This window comes from Duganella vulcania (assembly GCF_009857655.1).
Classification (GTDB): domain Bacteria; phylum Pseudomonadota; class Gammaproteobacteria; order Burkholderiales; family Burkholderiaceae_D; genus Rugamonas; species Rugamonas vulcania.
In genome coordinates this window covers 1-19,462 of sequence record NZ_WWCX01000031.1, presented here as the reverse complement: position 1 = coordinate 19,462, position 19,462 = coordinate 1, and the positions used below count along the sequence as shown (strand labels likewise).

The 19,462-nt window shown below is 64.5% G+C and carries 16 protein-coding genes; 4 read left to right on the top strand and 12 right to left on the bottom strand.

Features of this window, described 5'->3' with window-relative positions:
- Positions 1-45 precede the first annotated feature (45 nt).
- The 3 genes from urtA to GTP90_RS17660 form a co-directional block, all read right to left on the bottom strand.
- Positions 46-1,257, bottom strand: coding sequence for an urea ABC transporter substrate-binding protein (gene urtA, locus GTP90_RS17670; RefSeq protein ID WP_161084827.1), 1,212 nt, complete (start codon positions 1,255-1,257; stop codon positions 46-48).
- Between the two features lie 79 nt (positions 1,258-1,336).
- Positions 1,337-2,449 carry a porin gene (locus tag GTP90_RS17665; protein ID WP_254451916.1) on the bottom strand — a complete coding sequence of 371 codons (1,113 nt, stop codon included), beginning with the start codon at positions 2,447-2,449 and terminating at the stop codon, positions 1,337-1,339.
- Positions 2,450-2,578: 129 nt separating this feature from the next.
- Entirely contained in the window at positions 2,579-4,303 is a 1,725-nt protein-coding gene (locus GTP90_RS17660) for a S41 family peptidase (protein WP_161084790.1), read from the bottom strand.
- 118 nt (positions 4,304-4,421) lie between these two features.
- Here GTP90_RS17660 and GTP90_RS17655 point away from each other — a divergent pair, with 118 nt between their 5' ends.
- Together GTP90_RS17655 and GTP90_RS17650 are read left to right on the top strand one after the other, a co-directional pair.
- A complete protein-coding gene (locus GTP90_RS17655; protein WP_161084789.1) occupies positions 4,422-4,649 on the top strand; it encodes a hypothetical protein in 228 nt (75 codons plus the stop codon).
- Between the two features lie 74 nt (positions 4,650-4,723).
- Positions 4,724-5,830 carry a DNA topoisomerase IB gene (locus GTP90_RS17650; RefSeq protein ID WP_161084788.1) on the top strand — a complete coding sequence of 369 codons (1,107 nt, stop codon included), beginning with the start codon at positions 4,724-4,726 and terminating at the stop codon, positions 5,828-5,830.
- On the opposite strand, the gene GTP90_RS17645 is transcribed toward GTP90_RS17650, so the two are convergent.
- A complete protein-coding gene (locus GTP90_RS17645) occupies positions 5,807-6,106 on the bottom strand; it encodes a hypothetical protein (protein ID WP_161084787.1) in 300 nt (99 codons plus the stop codon). The genes GTP90_RS17650 and GTP90_RS17645 overlap by 24 nt on opposite strands.
- A gap of 117 nt (positions 6,107-6,223) precedes the next feature.
- On the opposite strand from GTP90_RS17645, the gene GTP90_RS17640 reads away from it, so the two are divergent.
- Positions 6,224-6,646: a hypothetical protein gene (locus GTP90_RS17640; RefSeq protein ID WP_161084786.1), complete on the top strand. Its 423-nt coding sequence runs from the start codon at positions 6,224-6,226 to the stop codon at positions 6,644-6,646.
- On the opposite strand, the gene GTP90_RS17635 is transcribed toward GTP90_RS17640, so the two are convergent.
- The 7 genes from GTP90_RS17635 to GTP90_RS17605 form a co-directional block, all read right to left on the bottom strand.
- Positions 6,643-7,608, bottom strand: coding sequence for an ion channel (locus GTP90_RS17635; RefSeq protein WP_161084785.1), 966 nt, complete (start codon positions 7,606-7,608; stop codon positions 6,643-6,645). The genes GTP90_RS17640 and GTP90_RS17635 overlap by 4 nt on opposite strands.
- 12 nt (positions 7,609-7,620) lie before the next feature.
- The gene (gene def / locus GTP90_RS17630; RefSeq protein ID WP_161084784.1) at positions 7,621-8,157 is read right to left on the bottom strand and encodes a peptide deformylase; all 537 of its coding nucleotides are present in this window, start codon (positions 8,155-8,157) and stop codon (positions 7,621-7,623) included.
- Positions 8,154-9,053, bottom strand: a complete 900-nt coding sequence (gene galU, locus GTP90_RS17625) for a UTP--glucose-1-phosphate uridylyltransferase GalU (RefSeq protein WP_161084783.1) — start codon at positions 9,051-9,053, stop codon at positions 8,154-8,156. The genes def and galU overlap by 4 nt, the downstream gene beginning before the upstream one ends.
- Positions 9,054-9,067: 14 nt before the next feature.
- Positions 9,068-11,404, bottom strand: a complete 2,337-nt coding sequence (gene ligA / locus GTP90_RS17620; RefSeq protein ID WP_161084782.1) for an NAD-dependent DNA ligase LigA — start codon at positions 11,402-11,404, stop codon at positions 9,068-9,070.
- A gap of 12 nt (positions 11,405-11,416) precedes the next feature.
- Positions 11,417-12,553: a cell division protein ZipA C-terminal FtsZ-binding domain-containing protein gene (locus GTP90_RS17615; RefSeq protein ID WP_161084781.1), complete on the bottom strand. Its 1,137-nt coding sequence runs from the start codon at positions 12,551-12,553 to the stop codon at positions 11,417-11,419.
- Positions 12,550-16,077 (bottom strand): chromosome segregation protein SMC, encoded by a 3,528-nt coding sequence (gene smc, locus GTP90_RS17610; RefSeq protein WP_161084780.1) that lies wholly within the window; start codon positions 16,075-16,077, stop codon positions 12,550-12,552. The genes GTP90_RS17615 and smc overlap by 4 nt, the downstream gene beginning before the upstream one ends.
- A gap of 93 nt (positions 16,078-16,170) precedes the next feature.
- Complete coding sequence (locus GTP90_RS17605; protein ID WP_161084779.1) at positions 16,171-16,800, bottom strand: phosphatase PAP2 family protein; 630 nt, start codon at positions 16,798-16,800, stop codon at positions 16,171-16,173.
- Positions 16,801-16,979: 179 nt separating this feature from the next.
- On the opposite strand from GTP90_RS17605, the gene GTP90_RS17600 reads away from it, so the two are divergent.
- On the top strand, positions 16,980-17,636 hold the full coding sequence (locus tag GTP90_RS17600; RefSeq protein WP_161084778.1) for a LysE family translocator: 657 nt from the start codon (positions 16,980-16,982) through the stop codon (positions 17,634-17,636).
- 95 nt (positions 17,637-17,731) lie between these two features.
- Here GTP90_RS17600 and GTP90_RS17595 read toward each other — a convergent pair.
- On the bottom strand, positions 17,732-19,462 hold a 1,731-nt coding region (locus GTP90_RS17595), incomplete at its 5' end, for a DUF1631 family protein (RefSeq protein ID WP_254451915.1).

The following is a 19,462-nucleotide window of genomic DNA, read 5'->3' as shown; positions in this document are numbered from 1 at the left end:
TCCGTCATTCCCGCGCAGGCGGGAATCCATACTCGGCTACCGGGCTTACAGCTTCTGTTTACCCTCGTTACCCGGAATGTACGGGCTCCATGGATTCGCGCGCACCGGGCCAGGCGTCTTCCACACCACGCTGAACTGGCCGTCCGGACGGATCTCGCCGATGAACACCGGCTTGTGCAGGTGGTGGTTGGTCGGATCCATCGTCAGCGTAAAGCCCGACGGCGCCTTGAAGGTCTGGCCGGCCATCGCTGCGATCACCTTGTCGGTGTCGGTCGACTTGGCCTTCTCCACCGCCTGCGCCCACATGTGGATGCCGACGTAGGTCGCTTCCATCGGATCGTTGGTCACGACCGTGTTCGCGTTCGGCAGCTTCTTGGCGACCGCATAAGCCTTCCACTTCTTGATGAACTCCGCATTCACCGGATTCTTCACCGACTCGAAGTAGTTCCACGCCGCCAGGTGGCCCAACAGCGGCTTGGTGTCCACGCCGCGCAGCTCCTCCTCACCCACCGAGAACGCCACCACCGGCACATCGGTCGCCTTCAGGCCGGCGTTGCCAAGCTCCTTGTAGAACGGCACATTGGAATCGCCGTTGATGGTGGAGATCACCGCCGTCTTGCCGCCGGCCGAGAACTTCTTGATGTTGGCGACGATGGTCTGGTAGTCCGAGTGGCCGAACGGCGTGTACACCTCGTCGATGTCGCTATCCTTCACGCCCTTGCTCTTCAGGTAGGCGCGCAGGATCTTGTTGGTGGTGCGTGGGTACACGTAGTCGGTCCCCAGCAGCACGAAGCGCTTGGCGCCGCCGCCTTCCTTGCTCATCAGGTATTCCACGGCGGGTATGGCTTGCTGGTTGGGCGCAGCGCCGGTGTAGAACACGTTCCTTTCCAGTTCCTCGCCCTCGTACTGCACAGGGTAGAACAGCAGGCTATTCAACTCCTTGAACACCGGCAGCACCGACTTGCGCGACACCGACGTCCAGCAACCGAACACCACGGACACCTTGTCCTGCGCGATCAGGCCACGCGCCTTCTCGGCGAACAGCGGCCAGTTGGAGGCCGGATCGACCACCACGGCCTCCAGCTTCTTGCCCATCACGCCGCCCTTGGCATTGATTTCGTCGATGGTCATCAAGGCCACGTCCTTCAGCGACGTTTCGGAAATGGCCATCGTACCGGACAGCGAGTGCAGGATGCCGACCTTGATGGTGTCGGCGGCGTAGGCGCTGGTGGACCATGAAGCGCCGGCGGCCAGCATGGCGGTGGCGGCGGCGATGCGGCTCAGGGAGGCGATGAAATTGCGGCGATTTTGCATGAGATAGCTCCGTGTGGTGGAATTAGAATTGCAGCTGCAAGGTGACAGAGAACTTGTCCGTATCGGCGGCCTTGGTCATCTTCGTCTTCGAGTACACGGCGCTGACCTGCGCGTTGTAGCCGTCGATGATGTAGTTCACGCCCGCGTCGTACTGTTTGGTGTCGATGTCGGTGTCGGCGGCGAACTTCTGCCAGCGCACGAAGGGCTGGAACTTGCCCCAGCCGGCCTTCTGCTCGAAGATCCAGGAAGCGCCGGCCGAATAGGCCTTGCCCTGTTCGGACTTGATGATGTCGTCGGTGTTGTAGTCGTACCAGGCCGCTTCCAGCGCGAAGGCGCCGGAACCCTTGACCCGCTTCTCCATCAGGAAGTCGACGTTGTAGGAGCTGTACTTGCCGCTCTTGGCGACGGTGAGGATGCCGTCCTTCTGGTAGCGTCCCGCCACACCGATGGAGAGGATGTCGGCTGCGCCGAGGTAGTTGCCGGTGCCGTAGTAGCCAGGCTCCGCGTCCCAGAAGTCGTACTGCAGACGGCCCGCGTACATCAGCGAATCGTCGGCCTTGACGCCGGCCGCCTTGGCCTGCGACTGCGTCATCGAACCGATGCCGAAGGTGTGGCCCTCGAAGGCGCCGAAGGAGTAACCCAGCTTCCCCTCGGCGGCATTGCCCCACACGACCACGCCGTCGTCGCGGCCACGGAAGATGCCGCCGTTGTAGCCGTAGCGTGAGGCCACGCCGGCCCAGTAGCCGCCGCCCAGCGAGTAGTAAGGCCCGGCCATGTTGGCGCGGTCGCTCGGCGACAGCAGGCGGCCGGCCCAGATGTTCAGCTCAGGCGAAATGGCGAACTGGCCGGCAGCGTCCAGGATGCGGATCTTGTCGCCGTCCCACTCGGTGTTCAGCATGCCCTTGATGTTCTTGTTCAGCGAAGCGCCGAAGAACAGCCGCGCCGAATCCAGGTTGAAATCGCTGGAGCGGTCGGTGCCATCGGGCGCGCCGTTCTTGGCGCTGGTGTAGCTCTCGCGCATGCCGAAGCCGACGCTGACCGACTTGTCGTCGCCAAAATTGATCGTGGCGCCGGCGCACGCATTACCTGCCACCGCCACTGCCGCCGCCAGCAGCATTCCCCGTTTCACACCCATCTTGTTCCCCTTTTCGGTTTTGGATGCTGCAAGGTTAGCCAGCAGACAAGCCACGAGGAATACGTCGAATGACGTAGTGGTATCGGAGGGACAGGAGGAAGCGCCGCCGCGCGGGCGGCGCTGGGAGGCTTACTGTTTGCGCAGTTCGGCGACGGCGCGGTCGAGCACCGGATCGGCGCCGGAGCGCAGCGAGGCCGCGGTCGGGTGTACCTCGACGTCGGGCGCTATGCCCTTGCCGACGAAGGCGGTACCGTCGGGGAAAACGTCGCGCTTGATGCAGATGCGCGCCGAACCGCCGCCCGGCAGCTTGAGGAACAAAGGCTGGCCGGTGCTGCCGCCAGTGGCCTCGCCGACGATGATCCCGCGCTTCAGCATCCTGAAGGAGACCGTGAAGTCCTCCGCCGCCGAGAAGGTTTGTGCGCTGGTGAGCACCGCCACCGGGCCGTTGAACACATCCTTGTGCTGGGCCTTGTACGTCTCGCCGTTGCTCCTTACCGGGGTCCAAATGACGGCCGGACTGCCTTGCGCGCGCATGTAGACATCGTCGTCGCGCCGGTACGAATAGGCGCTGCCGATGGGTTGCCGGCTCAACCACGACAATATTCGCTCGCCGTATTCGCTCGAACCTCCGCCGTTGCGGCGCACGTCGATCACCAGCCCTTTCGCCTTCAGGATGTCGGGGATCGCCTTCTCGAAGGCCTTCACGCTTTCATCGTTCTCGAAATGGTCGATGGAGATATACGCTATATCGCCCGGCAGCGTCTTGAAGACAAAACGCGGATGCCCCTGATAGCTGCCGGAGCGGTCCACCACTTCATCGCGCTCGGCGCCGTCCGCAGCGCGCACACGCAGCTTGACAGGCTTGCTGGCGGCGCCCATCAGCAGTTCGTAGGAATAGGTCCGCATCGCCCGGTCCTGCGGCGTGGACGCGCTGACGAAAGGCTCGACATGCCGCCGCCCATATTCCAGCGCCGGTTCGCCGTCGATGGCGACGACCTCCTCGCCGGCATGCAAGCGGGCCTTCAAGCCCGGATTGCCCACCCACTCGACCAGCACCTTGCCCTCGACCAGCGCGGTGCGCATCGGCGGGCGGGCATAGATCTCGTCGCTCAGCTCTGCGGGCGGATAGACATTGGTATGGCCATCCTGCAGCAATGGCGCCAACTGCATCATGATCCGATAATAATCGTGCGTGGTCGGTGCGGCGATCACCTTGGACAAGTAGTCCATGTAGACCTGATCCCACGCCAGCTCGGGCACATGGTCGAAATGAACGAAGCTGCTGCGCGCCTCGGCCCAGAACAAGGACAGGCCAGCGACTTTTTCCTCCACCGTCAACACCGGCTTGTACGGCGTGGCGATGGCGGGCGTCTTGTACAGACGCTCCGGCAGCGCCATCGTCTGCTGGACCGCCTTGAAGCGCGGCTCATCGCGCAAGCTATTGAATTCCGGCCTGGCCAGCGCGGAAGCCAAGGCCGGCAACCACAGCATGCCCCGCACCTGCTCCAGTGTGGACAGCGCCTCCTCCTTCATGCCCAGGCGCGCATAGGTTCCGGCCAGCGGCACGCGCAGATTCACATTCTCCGCGTACAGCGGTTTGTAGCCGCTGGCGCGTTCGGCCACCTGTGCGGTCGCCAGGTAGGCCAGCAGGTCCTGATACTTCGCCGCCGCGCGCTGCAGGTCATCCTTCGTCGCGGCGTCGCCGCTCAGGTTCTGCGCCTCGCTGCGTTGCGTGCGCATGTATTTGTAGATGGCGGCGGTTCCGGCCTCCGATGGCGGCGCCTTGGCATCCGCGTAGGCAAGCGGCGCGGCCAGCGCGAACATCATCAGCATGGCTAAGGGTTTGATTTGCATGGAGTCCCGGGATGGTTGCGAAAGTCTGCGCGATGTTGACATAAAAGCACACTCTCCGCAATCGCCGGCTGGCCGGATTTGGTGGCACAATAACGGCTTCATTTTTGGGAGTACCACCATGACTATTTTTGCCGCCTCCGTTTTCGACGCCACCGTGATCTACGAAGGCAATGAGCTCTTCAAGGGCCAGGGCGCGGCGCGCGGCTGGGCCGAAAAACTGGCCAAGGAACTGGAGTGCGAGATCGGGGTCGAGAAGATCGGCACCGGCTGGGTACTGACCGGCACCGTCGACGGCGAAGCCTGCAAGTGGAGCATCGTCGGCCAGCGCCTCAAGCGCATGGACTAAAGCGTGCGTTAGCGCACAACATCGACAGTCCTTGCCGGGTACGATTTCCGATAATCTGCCCACCAAGGATAGCGATGAAACGCGATACGCCCGCGGCGCCCGGCGAAGCCGCCCTGTCCGACCCCACCGCCGCCGCCAGGTCGGCCGGCTTGCGTTATGTGCACGACTACCAGCCCGGCATCACCCGCCGCAAGCGCGGCAAGCACTTTCGCTACGTCGCCGCCGACGGCCACGCCATCAAGGACGCCGACACGCTGGCCCGCATCAAATCGCTGGCGATCCCTCCCGCGTGGACCAAGGTCTGGATCTGCGTTCATCCGCGCGGACACCTGCAGGCGACGGGGCGCGACGCGCGCGGCCGCAAGCAGTACCGCTATCACCCGCGCTGGCGCAGCCACCGCGACGAATCCAAATATCACCGCCTCCTCGGCTTCGGCAAGGCCCTCCCCGCGATACGCCGCGCGGTCGGCGCCGCGCTCCAGCTGCCAGGCCTGCCGCGCGAGAAGGTGCTGGCCACCATCGTCTACCTGCTGGAGGCGACCATGATGAGGATCGGGAACGAGGAGTACGCGCGCGCGAACAAGTCCTTCGGCCTGACCACGCTGCACGACCGCCATGTGCGGCTCGATGGCAGCAAGGTTGAATTCCGCTTCCGGGGCAAGAGCGGCGTGCATCACGCCGTCGCGGTGGAGGACCGCCGGCTGGCCAATATCATCCGCCGCATCCGCGACCTGCCCGGCCAGGAACTGTTCCAGTACATCGGCGACGACGGCCTTCCGCACGCCATCGGCTCGGCCGACGTGAACGACTATCTGCACTCGATAGCCGGCGAGGACTACACCGCCAAGGACTTCCGCACCTGGTCCGGCACGGTGCTGGCGGCGGTGGCGCTGCGCGAATACGAAAAGTTCGACTCCGAAGCCCAGGCCAAGCGGAACGTGGTGCAGGCCGTCGAAGCGGTGGCGAAAAAGCTGGGCAATACGCCCACCATCTGCCGCAAATGCTATGTGCATCCGAGCGTGATCGAGTGCTATCTGGACGGCACGATGTTGAAGGCGGCGCGCAGCCGCGCGAAGCAGCAGTTACAGGATGGCCTGCACGCGCTGCGGCCGGAAGAGGCGGCGGTGCTGGCCTTGTTGCAGCACCGCCTGCAGGCCTCAGCGGCCAGCGACCGGCGGTGACGCCTCGGCGCGCAGGATAATCACGGCGGTGGCGATATCCTCATGGCGGTTGCGCGCCGGCGAATTGACCGTCATGTAAACCTTCACCGCCGCCAGCGAAGCGTGGTCGCCGAAAAACGCCCCCTCTGCATCGTAGCAGACGTTCTGGCTGACGCCAGCGGGCAGCCATGGCTTGGCCGCGGGCGGGCAGCGCTCCAGCGTTTCCGGGCCGGCGACGGCGGGCAGCGTGACCCACAGCGCGGCGAACAGCGGCAGCATCGAGTACATATTTTTCATGACACGCCAGTTTGAATTTAAAAAAATATTATATATACAATAATAATTTGGTGCCGCACGCCGTGGGCGTTCGGAGTAGAATTTAGCTCCCGCGTGTTGTCGCCGAGCCGTTTCGCCATGCCTGAAGCATTGCCCTTCCAGATACGAAAAGAATGCCCGCCGGGCGCCTGCGAATGCCGGCGCGACGAGCTGCTGGAACAATGGGACAAGGCGCCCGACGATACCGACATCCGCATCCTGCGGCTCACCCGCGAGCAGGAGAAGGTGCTGATCGCGCGCATCGAGAGCATCGCCAGCTACGAAGAACTGGGCCGCATCGAACAACGCATGCAGGAACAGCTGGGCATCCGTCTGACGATCACGCCCAGCGCAAATGGTGTGCGCACTGTAATGGGCCTTCAGATCCGCCTGGCGGAGCAGCCGGGCCTGTGCCGCCGCACGCGCGAGCAGGTGCCTGCCGCCGTGCGCCGCTGCCTGAACAGACATCCCGATATCGTCTACGCGCTGCTGAACGCGCGCGACCTGCTGGGCGCCGGCTAGCCAGGGTGCGCCAACGCGGCGCCGGGCATGCTGCCGCCGGTCGATCCGTCCGGGTAAATGTCGTGGAATTTGCTGTAGTCCAGTATCCGCACGTTGCCATCCAGCTTGTCCGACATGATGTCTGCAAAGTGGTGGTTGAAGAAGATATGCTCGGCCGCGTAGGTCTGGCGCGCGTGGACGAAATCGTTGAGCGTGTCGTCGGTGCCGGAGACCGCCACCGACAGCGTGGCGCCCTCCTTCTGCAGGTCTTCCTTGGTCTTGCCCCAGAACGGACTGGATTCGTCGATCTTGTGCAGGATGGTCCACGTGAGCGCGAACACGCCGGAGCGCTCGCGTTCCAGCTCAAGGTCGTAGAAGCGCGTGAAGATCTGCCCTTCCAGCGTCATCTCGCGGCGGATCAGCGTGGCGCGCACCGAGGCTTCCAGTATCAGGTTGCCGCGTTCATTCCCGGTCCTGAGCATCAGCGTCGGCACGCCGTTGAATGGCGTGACCACGGCGACGTCGGAGAACATGATGCGCGAGGTGGGCCGCGAGAAGCGCGCGAACAGCAGGCCCGTTACCGTCGCCACCTCCACCATGCCGAGCAGGATCTCGGTCGAGGCAACGATGTGGCCGTAGGTGGAGCCGGGATTCATGTAGCCGTAACCGACGGTGGCCAGCGTTTCGATCGAGAAGAAGAAGGTGTCGAGGAAGGAGCCGGGCCGCGCGTTGGAGACCGAGCCTGGCACCAGGTAGAACGCCAGCGCGAATCCCACGTTGGTGACCATGTACAGCACACCGACCAGCAGGAAGAAGCGCGGCCAGCTCAGGGTCAGCATCCAGTGGTAGATGTCGCCCCAGTACCTGGGCCCGAGGCCCACGCGCTTGATCTGCGAAGTCCCCATCCGGAACACACCGCGGTCGTTGCCCACTCGTGGACGGATGACCTTTTGCGCCGGTTGGCGCACCGGACCTTCACTCATGATAGACCTGCCTTAGTCGTCGTCGTTGGGATCGAGGCCGGGGAACATGACCTCGGTGTAGCCGAATTTGGAGAAGTCGGCGATGCGCATCGGGTACAGCACGCCGAGCAGATGGTCGACTTCATGCTGCACCACGCGCGCGTGGAAACCGTCAACGTCGCGGCGGATCGGCTGCTGGAACTGGTCCACGCCCTCATAACGCAGTTGGGTGAAGCGCGGCACGCTGCCGCGCAGGCCAGGCACCGACAGGCAGCCTTCGAAGCCCTCTTCCTTTTCGTCCGACAGCGGCGTAAGGACGGGATTGATCAATACCGTTTCCGGCACCTGCGGCGCGTCCGGATAGCGGGCGTTCTGCTTGAAGCCGAAGATCACCAGCTGCAGGTTGACGCCGATCTGCGGCGCCGCCAGGCCGGCGCCATTGGCCGCGTGCATGGTATCGAACATGTCGGCGATCAGCTCACGCATGGCCGGGGTATCGAACTCGGTCACCGGTTCGGCCACGCGCAGAAGGCGCGGGTCGCCCATCTTCAGGATTTCGCGCACCGTCATTTGCCGCCTCCTTCGATCTGGCAATGCATATCGCGCAGGAACTGGCAGTATTCGGCGCCGGTCTCCGGGTGCTTGAGGCCCATGGCGGTCATCGCCTTCAGGTAGCCCAGCTTGGAGCCGCAGTCGTAGCGCTGGCCGTCGTAGCGGTAGGCCAGCACGCGTTCGTCCTTCATCAGCGCGGCGATGCCGTCGGTCAGCTGGATCTCGCCGCCGGTGCCGGTGCCGAGGTTCTCCAGGTACTGGAAGATGCGGCCGGACAGCACATAGCGGCCCACCACCGCCAGCGTGGACGGCGCCACGTCCGGCGACGGCTTCTCGACGATGCCGTGCACCAGCTCCAGCTTGGGCTGGTAGGCCGAGGCGCTGACGATGCCGTACTGGCGCGTGGCCGCACGCGGCACTTCCTGCACCGCCAGGATGCTGCAACGCTCATACGCATACAGGTCGGTCATCTGCGCCAGCACGGGCTTGACGCCGTCGGCGGTGTCCATGAAGTCGTCGGCCAGCAGCACGGCGAACGGTTCGTCGCCAATGACGGGGCGCGCGCACAGCACCGCGTGCCCCAGGCCCAGTGGCTCCGACTGGCGGATGTAGATGCAGTTGACGTTTTTCGGAATGACGTTCTGCACCAGCTCCAGCAAGGCTTTCTTGTTGGCCGCTTCGAGTTCCGCTTCCAGTTCGTAAGCCTTGTCGAAATGGTCTTCGATGGCGCGCTTGTTGCGGCCGGTGATGAACACCATTTCCGTAATGCCGGCGGCGACCGCCTCCTCCACCGCGTACTGGATCAGTGGTTTGTCGACGATGGGCAGCATTTCCTTCGGCTGCGCCTTGGTCGCGGGAAGAAAACGGCTGCCAAGACCGGCGACCGGGAATACTGCTTTTCTGATTTTGGACATGATATCTATCTTTTTTATCTGGCTTCCAGCAGTGCCAGCAGGCCCGCCTCGTCCAGTATGGTGACTTCAAGTTCCTGGGCCTTGGCCAGCTTGCTGCCGGCGTCGGCCCCCGCAACCAGGTAATGCGTTTTCTTGGATACCGAACCGGATACCTTGCCGCCCTGCGCTTCGATCATGGCGCCCGCCTGGTCGCGGCTCAGGTTGGGCAGAGTGCCCGTCAATACAAAGGTCTTGCCGGTCAGCGGACCTTCGGCCGCCTGCTCCGGCAGCTGCGCCAGCAGATCGCTACGCAGCTGGTCCAGCGCCAGCAGCTGGTCGCGATGGCCCGGTTCGGCCATCCATGCTTCCAGCGACTCGGCGACGTTGGCCGGCAGGCCGAACACCGTAAACACCTTCAGGTGCGCCAGCACTTCCAGCGTGACCTCCTGTTCGACCAGCTGCTTGCTGCGCGGTTCCGTCAACTTCGGGATGCCCAGCGCGGCCATCAGCTTGACGGTGTCGAGCTTTTCACGCAGCTTGGCGCTGGGCGGATGCTCGCCGGTCGGCGCTACGCCTGCCGCCAGCAAGGCATCGATGGCTTCCTGGTTTTTCGGTTCGGCGAAGAAGTCGGCGATGGAATCGGCGACGATGCCGCCGATGTCCGGCAGCACGCGCAGCAGCGCGGCCGGCACGCGGCGCACCAGGTCGAAACGGCCCAGCCATTCGGCCAGCGTCTTCGCGGTCGATTCGCCCACATGGCGGATGCCGAGCGCGAACAGCAGGCGCTCCAGCGGCGGGTTCTTGCTGGCGGCGATGGCTTCCAGCAGGTTGTCCGCCCACTTGGTGGCGATCTTGCCCTGCGCGACAGTCTCCGGCGTCGTGCCTTCGCGCTCGTCGGCGAGGCGCTTCATTTCGAGCAGGTCTTCGAGCTTCAACGCATACAGGTCGGCGACCCGCTGCACCAGGCCATGTTCGACCAGGTTGTCGATGTAACGGTCGCCCAGGCCTTCGATGTCCATCATGCGTCGGCCGGCGAAGTGGCGGATCGCCTCCTTGCGCTGGGCGGAGCAGAACAAGCCACCCGAGCAGCGGGCGATGGCCTCGCCCTCTTCGCGTACCACATGCGAGCCGCACACCGGGCAAGTCTTCGGCAACACGTAGGCTTCCGGTTCCGGCGACGGCCGGCGCTCCAGCACCACGGACAGCACTTCGGGGATCACGTCGCCGGCGCGGCGCACAATGACGGTGTCGCCGACGCGCACGTCCTTGCGGCGCACTTCATCCTCGTTGTGCAGCGTGGCGTTGGTGACGTTGACGCCGCCAACAAACACGGACGCCAGCCGCGCCACCGGCGTGATGGCGCCGGTGCGGCCGACCTGCACCTCGATCGCCTGCACGGTGGTCAGCGCCTCCTCGGCCGGGAATTTGTGCGCCAGCGCGAAACGCGGCGCGCGCGAGACGAAGCCCAGCGTGCGCTGGTCCTGCAGCAGGTTGGCCTTGTAGACCACGCCGTCGATTTCGTATGGCATGGTCGGACGTGCCTCGCCGATCCGTTTGTAGTAGGCCATCAGGCCGTCGTAGCCGCGCACCACGTCCGCCTCTTTCGCCACCGGCAGGCCCATGCCGCGATACCAGTCCAGCAGCGCGGAGTGCGACAGCGGCATCTCCGCACCTTCCAGCGCGCCGACGCCATAGGCGAAGAAACTCAGCTTGCGCGATGCGGTGATGCGCGAATCGAGCTGGCGCAGGCTGCCCGCCGCCGCGTTGCGCGGATTGACGAACTCCTTCAGGCCGGCCTCGCGCTGACGGGCGTTCATCGCTTCGAAGTCGCTCTTGAACATCAACACTTCGCCGCGCACATCGAGGATGGCCGGCGGCGTTGGAGTGTTCAGGCGCAGCGGAATCGAGCGGATGGTGCGGATATTGGTGGTGACATCCTCGCCGGTGTAGCCGTCGCCGCGCGTGGCCGCTTGCACCAGCAGGCCGTCGACATAACGCAGGTTGATGGCCAGGCCGTCGTATTTGACTTCGGCCGCGTATTCGACGGCGGCCGCCGCGTCGAGGCCTTCGCGCACGCGGCGGTCGAAGTTCTCGATATCCTCGTCGGTGAAGCCGTTGTTCAGCGACAGCATCGGCACCGTGTGGGTGACCTGGTCGAACTGCGGCAGCGGCGCCGCCCCAACGCGCTTGGTGGGCGAATCGGGCAGCGCGAACTGCGGGTGCGCCTCTTCCAGCTTTTGCAGTTCGATGAACAGCTTGTCGTACTCCGCGTCCGGGATGGTGGGCGCGTCTTCAACATGATAGGCGTGCAGGTGCTTGTTGAGTTCTGCGCTCAACGACTCTATGCGCGCCTTGTAATCCACTTCAGTCATTACCGCTTCCCGCTAGCTAAACAAACGCAACGCGCGAATCGAACCGGCCGGAATATCGGCGTCGTTCATCTCGGCGTAGAAATCCTGTACCTGGCCGGCGATCTCCGCCAGCGCGGCGTCCGACAACGGCTGGTTGTAGTCGTCGACGATGGTCGCGTCCAGGCGGCCCACCAGCGACTTGGCACAGGCGACCATGGCGCCGAAGCCGTCGCGGGACGGCGCCACGCATGGCACGTCCAGCAGCAGCGTCAAACGCGGCGTGGTTTCCTCGGCCAGCGTGACGTTGGTCGACAGCGAGAACAGGTGGCCGCCCTCGCCGTCCGGCATCACGTAGCGGCCGTCGGGACGCACGTCGAAGCCCTGCTTCTCCAAAGCGCCCAGCAGCGTGGTGATGGCCCACGGCGCGCCGTTGGTCTGCAGGTTGACGCCCAGCTGCGCGTCGTGCCCGGCGACGAAGCGATGCAGGTTGCGCGCCTCGGCCATCACTTCGATCATGTCCGGGATTTCCGGCTCGGCGCCGATTTCGTCGGCCATCGCACGCAGGCGCGTGACCAGTTCCGAGTATTCCAGTTCGTTCAGCGCGGTGCTGCGGCTGGCCAGCTGCACGCCGCCCTGCAGCTTGGTGTAGACGCCGCCGTGCACGATGGGCTCCCATTCGCCGCTAACGGCCAAGCCGATGTAGTGCACCGGCTTATTGCCGACCATGCGCAGCGTTTGCAGCACCGGCAGCAGCTTGTCGCCGCGCGCCGGACCTTCCAGCGCCAGCGGCAGCAGGCAATCGATCAGCGGATCGACCAGCGCGGTGGTCTGTTCGGCGGCCGGGGTCACGCCGGCAGCGTGCGGCGCGGCCGGTGGCACGGTCGCATCGGCGGGATCGATCTCGAATTCGGCGGCGACGGCGGCCAGCGCCGCGGCGGCGGCCGAGGCTTCGCCACCGGCCACGCCGGGCGCCGCGCTGTCGAGCGAGAAGCTAGGCTCATGGCGCGCGGCTGGTGTATCGCCGGTACGCATCAGCACATCGTCATGGTCGGTCGAGAAGGCGCGTTCCACGCTCTTCTTGGCTTTGTATTCCTGGATCTTGTTGTAGCCGAAAACGCCGGCGACGAATACGCCGGCGATCCCGATCAAACTCATTTGTAGGTCTGTCATGCTGCTTGTGCCTCGGAAGCGAAGTTTGCGGCGGATTCCATATCCACCGCCACGATGCGCGATACGCCCTGCTCTTGCATCGTCACACCGATCAGTTGATTGGCCATCTCCATCGCAATCTTGTTGTGCGAGATGAAGAGGAATTGGGTGTGGTCAGACATACGTTTGACCATCCGGCAGAATCGTTCGGTATTGGCGTCGTCCAGCGGCGCGTCCACCTCGTCGAGCAGGCAGAATGGCGCCGGGTTGAGCCGGAACATAGAGAACACCAGCGCCGTTGCGGTCAGCGCTTTTTCACCGCCGGACAACAGGTGAATGGTGGCGTTCTTTTTGCCCGGCGGCTGGGCCATGACCTGCACGCCGGAGTCGAGGATTTCGTCGCCGGTCATGATCAGCTTTGCCTGGCCGCCGCCGAACAGGATCGGGAACAGTTCGGAAAAGTGGCCGTTGACGCGGTCGAAGGTGTCTTGCAGCAGATCGCGCGTCTCCTTGTCGATGCGCGTGATCGCGTCCTCCAGCGTGTTGATCGCCTCGTTCAAGTCGGCGTTCTGCGCATCGAGGAAGTTCTTGCGTTCGGAGGCGGTCGCCAGTTCGTCCAGCGCCGCCAGGTTGACCGCGCCCAGCATCGAGATCGCATTGGTCAGGCGCGTGACCTCGCCCTGCAGGTAGGAGGCCTTCATATCGGGATGCAGCTTCTCGGCCAGTGCCGCCTCGTCGGCCTGCACTTCCGCCAGCTGCGCCGCGAACTGCTCCTGGTTCAGGCGCGCGGCCTGTTCCTTCAGCTGCATCTCCATGATCTTGTCGCGCTGCGGCTGCAACGCGCGTTCGGTCGACATGCGGCCTTCCTCGAACATGCGCAGCTGCTGCGCGATCTGGTCGAGTTCATGGCGGGCGTCGGACAACGCCTTTTCCTGGCTGGTGCGGCGGTCCAGCAGTTCCTGCAGGCCGTCATTGGCCTGGCCGGATTCCAGGTTGGCCAGTTCGTTCTGTCCCGCTTCCAGGCTTTGCGTGACCTGCACCACCTGCGCGTTCGCGGTGGCGATGGAACGGCGGAATTCTTCGATCTTGCTGCGCTGGGACTTCTCCGCGAACTGCGCTTCCTGCGCGGCGCGTTCCAGATCGCGCAATGCTTCGCGGGCGTCGGCCAGGCGCTGCTCTTTTTCCAGGAACAGGGTCTGGCCCTCTTCGTGGTCGCCCTGGAGATTGCCAAGCTCCATATCGAGCTGCTCGAACTTCTCCTCGGACTCCATCTTGACCTGCGTTTGTTCCTCTTCCTGCGCGGCGATTTCGGCCAGGTCGGCTTCGATCTGGTTGCTGCGCTGGTTGAAGCGCGCTTCGATCTCCGACAGCTTGACCACGTCCAGCTGCAAGGTGTGCACCGACTGCTGCAGGCTTTGCAGCTTGGCGCGGTACTCCGTCAGGCGGCGCGTAAGTTCGGAGACGGCGGCATCGGCGCGCACCGAACGGGCCCGCGCCTCGTCGGCCAGCATCTGCTGCGCGCGCAGCTGCTTGGTGATGTTGTCGATTTCCTGCTGGCGGCCCAGCATGCCGTCCTGCTCCGAGTCGGCGGCGTAGAAACGCACGCTGCCCTGCGTGACGGCGTGGCCCTGGCGCGTGACGAAGCAGCCGCCGGCCGGCAGCCTGGCGCGTTCGGCGAAGGCTTCGGCCGTGTCCTCGGCGATGTAGACGTTGTGCAGCCAGTCCTGCAGCAGGCCGCGCAGGCCAGGGTCGTTCAGCTTGAGCAGGTTCAGGAACGGCTTCAGGCCGGCCACTTCCGCCGGCGCCGGGGGCACGGCGGTGGACGGCGCGAACAACGCCAGCTTGGCCGGCGGCGCGTCGCCGAAGAAGGCCTTGGCCCATTCGATATTCGACATCTGCAGCGCCGAGGTGCGCTCGCGCAGCACGGATTCCAGCGCGGTCTCCCAGCCGGATTCGATGTTCAACTTTTGCCACAGGCGCGGCAGCGTATCCAGCTCGTGCTTTTGCAGCCACGGCGTGACCTTGCCCTGGGTCTGCACGCGCTCCTGCAACTGGCGCAGCGCGTTCAGGCGCGCTTCCAGTTGTGCGTTGGCTGCGGTCTCGGTGTTGACCTGCTGCTGCGCGGCCTGGCGTTCTTCTTCCAGCTTGGGCTGCTGTTCCAGCGCCTCTTCCAGCAGGAAGCCTTGTTCTTCCAGCGCCTGCTGCTTTTCCTCCAGCTGCATGCGCAGATTGTTCAGGTGCGCGCTGTCCGGCAGATTGAGGCCGCTCTTTTCCTGCTGCAGGCGCTCGCGCCGCACGGCCAGGCCGTTGAGGATGTTGTTGGCGTTGCGCTGGTGCGCCGATTCCAGTTCCAGCTGCTGCTGCGCCTGCATGATGCGGGCGCGCGATTCGGTGCTTTTGGTCTGCGCCTCGCGCCACACCTGCTCCAGCATCGGCAGCGACTCGGCCTTTTGCTCGGCCATCATCTGCGATTGCTCGACCTTGGCCGACAGCTCTTCCAGCGTGAACTCGGCTTCCTCGATCTGGCCGCCGTATTCGCTGGCCTGCTGCTGCCATTGGTCGCGCTGCGCGGTCAGCGCGGCCAGCTGCGCCTGCAGGCGGCTGCGCGATTCGATGACGAACTTGATCTGCGCTTCCAGGCTGCCGATTTCGGCGTTGGTCTGATACAGGCTGCCCTGCGCCGTGTGCAGGCGGTCGCCGGCCGCGAAGTGGGCCTGGCGCATCTGCTCCAGCGACAGCTCGACGTTGCGCAGCTTGGCGGTCTGCTCTTCCAGGTCGTTCTGCGCCTGCTCCATCTCGCGGAAGTATTTTTTCTGCTCGTTCTCGGCTTCGATCTTGCGCAGCAGCCAAAGCAGCTTTTGCTTCTCTTCCTGGTCCGCTTGCAGCTGATGGAACTTGGTGGCGACGGCAGCCTGGCCTTCGAGCTTCTCCAGGTTCGAATTCAGTTCGCGCAGGATGTCCTCCACCCGCAGCAGGTTCTCGCGGGTGTCGTGCAGGCGGTTCTCGGTTTCGCGGCGGCGCTCCTTGTATTTCGAGACGCCGGCCGCCTCCTCCAGGAACACGCGCAGTTCTTCCGGCCGCGATTCGATGATGCGGCTGATCATGCCCTGGCCGATGATGGCGTAGGCGCGCGGACCGAGGCCGGTGCCGAGGAAGATGTCCTGGATGTCGCGCCGGCGCACCGGCTGGCCGTTGATGTAGTAGGTCGAGGTGCCGTCGCGCGTGAGCGTGCGCTTGACGGCGATTTCGGCGTACTGGCCCCACTGGCCGGAAGCCTTGCCCTCATTGTTGTCGAACACCAGTTCGACCGAGGCGCGCCCTGCCGGCTTGCGGTGGGTCGAACCGTTGAAAATGACATCCTGCATGGACTCGCCGCGCAGCTCGGAAGCCTTGGATTCGCCCAGCACCCAGCGCACGGCGTCGATGATATTCGACTTGCCGCAACCGTTGGGTCCCACCACGCCAACCAACTGACCCGGCACCTGGAAATTGGTGGGATCAACGAAAGACTTAAATCCCGACAATTTGATGGAAGATAGACGCACGTTGTTATCTGGGCAGTGGGCTGGAAAAGTTCACAATAATACCATTTTGCGCATCAAATCAGGCCGAAAACGCGTCATGGAGGGTGAGTTCACCTATCGTAGCGGGGATTTCGGTTCGCGCCAAATGTTGCGGGTGTACGGTTTGTCGTGGCCCGACAACCACAGCGCCGCCTCGGTGATCCAGGTTTCGGCCGGAATCGGCTCCACCCGCGGCGCGATCAACATGATGGGAAGGCACAACACCATCAGCAGCCGGCCCAGCGCCATGTGATGCTCGGTGCTGGCGTACCAGATGAAAATGGCCGCCACCACCAGGCCAAGCAGGCTACCGGTCACCGACTCGGACACTGAATGGGCCTGCACATAGACGCGGGAAATGGAGATCAATATGGCCAGCAGCACGCCCAGCAAGGTGCCGAGCACCCGCGCCTGCGCCGGCGCCGAACGGAACGCCAAGAAGAACGCGACCGGGAAGACGGCGGCGGCGCGCATCGCGTGGCCGCTGAAGCCGGCAAATTCCACCGATTCGACGCCGATGCCCCAGCCAACAAAAGCCATCTTCGTGGCGACGACCAGGGCCATGCCGATGCCGAACAGGATGCACCAGGCCGCCGTCAGCCGCCAGGATTTGCCAGCCAGCAGCCAGACTGCAATCGCCACGCCGATCGGCCCGGTCACCGCCAAACTGCCCGCCACACTCAAACCATGCCACCACATCATCATCTAAAAACCCTATCGTTGTTTTTTGCACCGCGTCATTTAAACACATGCGGGCGCATTGTATCGAAAATTACTTCGCAGCAATAGTGTGCGGCAAAAAACAGGGGGGGGCCGACGCGCTTTGATGGGGCATGGCATACTGCCAGCGCTTGCCCTGACACTAACTTTTCTGGAGTTTCGCAATGAGTTTATCGACCTGGCTGTTGTTCTTATCGGTTTCGCTGGCGGCGGCGTTCAGTCCTGGGCCGGGCGTGCTGATGGCCATCTCGACCGCGACCACCATGGGCGCGCGGCGGGCGCTCTACAGTTCGGCGGGCAATGCGCTGGGTGTGTTCATTGTGGCGACCACGGCCGTTGCCGGCCTGGGGCTGTTATTGAAGACATCGGCGCTGGCGTTTGGCGCGTTGAAGGTGGCCGGCGCGGCCTACCTGATCTACCTGGGCATCAAGGCGTGGCGCCACGCCAGCCTGGTCACTGAAACGGCCGAGGTTGCCGCTACCGCGGCGCCGGTGGCGAACGTGGCCGAAGCCAGCCGGCTGTCGACCTTCCGCAGCGGCCTGCTGGTCGCGGTGAGCAATCCCAAGGCGATCCTGTTCTTCACCGCCGTGTTCCCGCAGTTCATGCCGCCCGACCATGTGGACCCGGTGCGCTTCCTGCTGTTGACGTCGACCTTCACCAGCTGCACCTTGTTGTCGCACTTTTTCTACGTGGCGTGCGCGTCGTGGTTGAAGCGCAGCGTCAAGCAGAGCATCGCCCGCACCCGCCTGGCCAAGCGCACCACCGGCGTGATTTTCGTCGGCATGGGCGGCGCCTTGCTGACGTTGACAAACTCGAAGTAAGCCGACGGCAGACGGCGGTACAACTGTTCCATGAATGCCGCCCTCAGAAATCAGCGTAGACGGCCTGGCTATTGGCGCGGCCGAAACAGGAATATTTAGCCGAAGGCCGAGGCTGGCGGGTCGATGTTGGCGTCGTTGTCGGCGCTGCGGGCCAACGCTTGCGACAACGCGACGGCGACCACGCCTTCGCTGCGCACCACCTGCACAGTTTGATCCAGGAAGCGCTTGGCCAGCTGCTCGCCGGACATCGAGAACGCTTCCTGCCGCGCCGCCGTCGAGAAGATGTACAAGGTGCGCAAAGGACTGATCCACGCCAGCTTGACCTTGCGGCTGCCGCCATCCTCCTGCTCGAATTCCAGCCACATGCCGCGCGTCAGGCTGTCCACTTCGATGGCGGCGTCTTCCTCCTCGGGCGCGGGCTGCCGCGCGGCGCGCGCTTCGGCCTCGGCCTTCTCGGCCGCTTCCGCTTTGGCTTGCAGCTCCAGGCGCCGTTCGGCGGCCTGCTGCGCCACCTGCATGGAAATTTCCAGCTGGCGCTCCGGCGAAATCTCCAACGGCGCGCGCACGATCGAGGCGTGGCATTCGGCCAGCTCGGCAAAGAATTGCAGGCGGTCGGCGTCCTGCCACTTGATGATGTCCAGCCATTTGTTCAGCGTGGACAGCAACACCGGCAGCTTGGTGATCAGCTGCTTGCGGTCATCCGCGTTGAGCTTGGGTCGCACACTCCAGATCAGGTCGTCCATGGTCTTGGTGGCGTTGTTGACGGCGCCCGGCTTGTCGTCCTCGATGCTGTAGGCGATGGTCAGCACCGACACCCAGCGCTGTTCCAGGAAGGCTTCCACCACGGCGATCACTTCGCCGGTGCCGATGCGTAGTGCGACTGCATTCTTGGCCAGCTTGCTGGACTCGGCCATCTTCTCCTGCTTCAGCGCGGCCGCGATGGGCTCGGCGATGGCGGCTGCGGCGGCGCGCTCCTCGGCCTGGATCGATGCTTCCAGTTCGTTGACGGCTTCGGTGAAGACCGACAATTCATGGTCGTAGTCGCGGCCGACGCGGTCCACGCTGCGCTGCATCGCCTGGAACAGCGGGTCTTCCGGTCCCTTGCGCTGCTCCCAGCCCATGCGCGACAGTAGGTCGATCAGGCGGCGCGCCGGATGGGCTTCCTGGAAGAAGAAGTTCTTGTCGACCAGCGCGGCCTTCAGCACCGGGATTTGCAGGAAACGGATCAGGTCGCGGATTTCCTGCGAGATGTTCTGGTCGCGGAAGACGGTGTCGAAGATCGCCGACAGCAGGTCGATGGTGCTCTCGTCGGTGCGCGACAGGCTGCCCTGCGGCATGCTGGCCTTGATGTTCGGCAGGTAGAAGACGTTGCCGCCGGCCGCCGCAGGTGCCGCGCCAACGCCGGCGGGCGCGGGCGGCGATGGCATGGCGGCCATGCCGGCCACCGCGCCCAGCGTGCCGATGGATTCGTACGGCACCGCTTTTTGCAGCTGCGCGAGATACGCCAGCAGCGGCTGCTTGGCGCCGATCTGCGACAGGCGTTGCGCCTCTTCGTTGCTCAAGCCACCGGACATGTGTCCCTGTGCAGGACCTTGCACCCAGACGCCGCCCTGCCCTACGCCCGCAGGCAGGGATTCGCCGCCAGCGGCGACCGGTGCGCCTGCCGTACCGACGGCAAAGCCGGGAGCCATCAACAGGCCGCCAGCCGCGCCGGGTGCGGCCACGAAGCCATGCGCCGCGCCGGACGATCCCGCTGGAACCGCCGCGCCATGCGCGACAATGCCAGCCGCTCCACCCAGGCCCACGCCAGCCACACCGGCGCCGGC

Excerpts from the sequence above, each read along its gene's own strand:
- GTP90_RS17605 (WP_161084779.1), bottom strand. The coding sequence starts at position 16,800 with ATGATGATGTGGTGGCATGGTTTGAGTGTGGCGGGCAGTTTGGCGGTG.
- GTP90_RS17655 (WP_161084789.1), top strand. The coding sequence starts at position 4,422 with ATGACTATTTTTGCCGCCTCCGTTTTCGACGCCACCGTGATCTACGAA.
- GTP90_RS17600 (WP_161084778.1), top strand. The coding sequence starts at position 16,980 with ATGAGTTTATCGACCTGGCTGTTGTTCTTATCGGTTTCGCTGGCGGCG.
- GTP90_RS17615 (WP_161084781.1), bottom strand. The coding sequence starts at position 12,553 with ATGACAGACCTACAAATGAGTTTGATCGGGATCGCCGGCGTATTCGTC.
- GTP90_RS17635 (WP_161084785.1), bottom strand. The coding sequence starts at position 7,608 with ATGAGTGAAGGTCCGGTGCGCCAACCGGCGCAAAAGGTCATCCGTCCA.
- GTP90_RS17660 (WP_161084790.1), bottom strand. The coding sequence starts at position 4,303 with ATGCAAATCAAACCCTTAGCCATGCTGATGATGTTCGCGCTGGCCGCG.
- GTP90_RS17645 (WP_161084787.1), bottom strand. The coding sequence starts at position 6,106 with ATGAAAAATATGTACTCGATGCTGCCGCTGTTCGCCGCGCTGTGGGTC.
- GTP90_RS17640 (WP_161084786.1), top strand. The coding sequence starts at position 6,224 with ATGCCTGAAGCATTGCCCTTCCAGATACGAAAAGAATGCCCGCCGGGC.
- galU (WP_161084783.1), bottom strand. The coding sequence starts at position 9,053 with ATGTCCAAAATCAGAAAAGCAGTATTCCCGGTCGCCGGTCTTGGCAGC.
- GTP90_RS17650 (WP_161084788.1), top strand. The coding sequence starts at position 4,724 with ATGAAACGCGATACGCCCGCGGCGCCCGGCGAAGCCGCCCTGTCCGAC.
- ligA (WP_161084782.1), bottom strand. The coding sequence starts at position 11,404 with ATGACTGAAGTGGATTACAAGGCGCGCATAGAGTCGTTGAGCGCAGAA.
- def (WP_161084784.1), bottom strand. The coding sequence starts at position 8,157 with ATGACGGTGCGCGAAATCCTGAAGATGGGCGACCCGCGCCTTCTGCGC.
- urtA (WP_161084827.1), bottom strand. The coding sequence starts at position 1,257 with ATGCTGGCCGCCGGCGCTTCATGGTCCACCAGCGCCTACGCCGCCGAC.
- GTP90_RS17665 (WP_254451916.1), bottom strand. The coding sequence starts at position 2,449 with ATGGGTGTGAAACGGGGAATGCTGCTGGCGGCGGCAGTGGCGGTGGCA.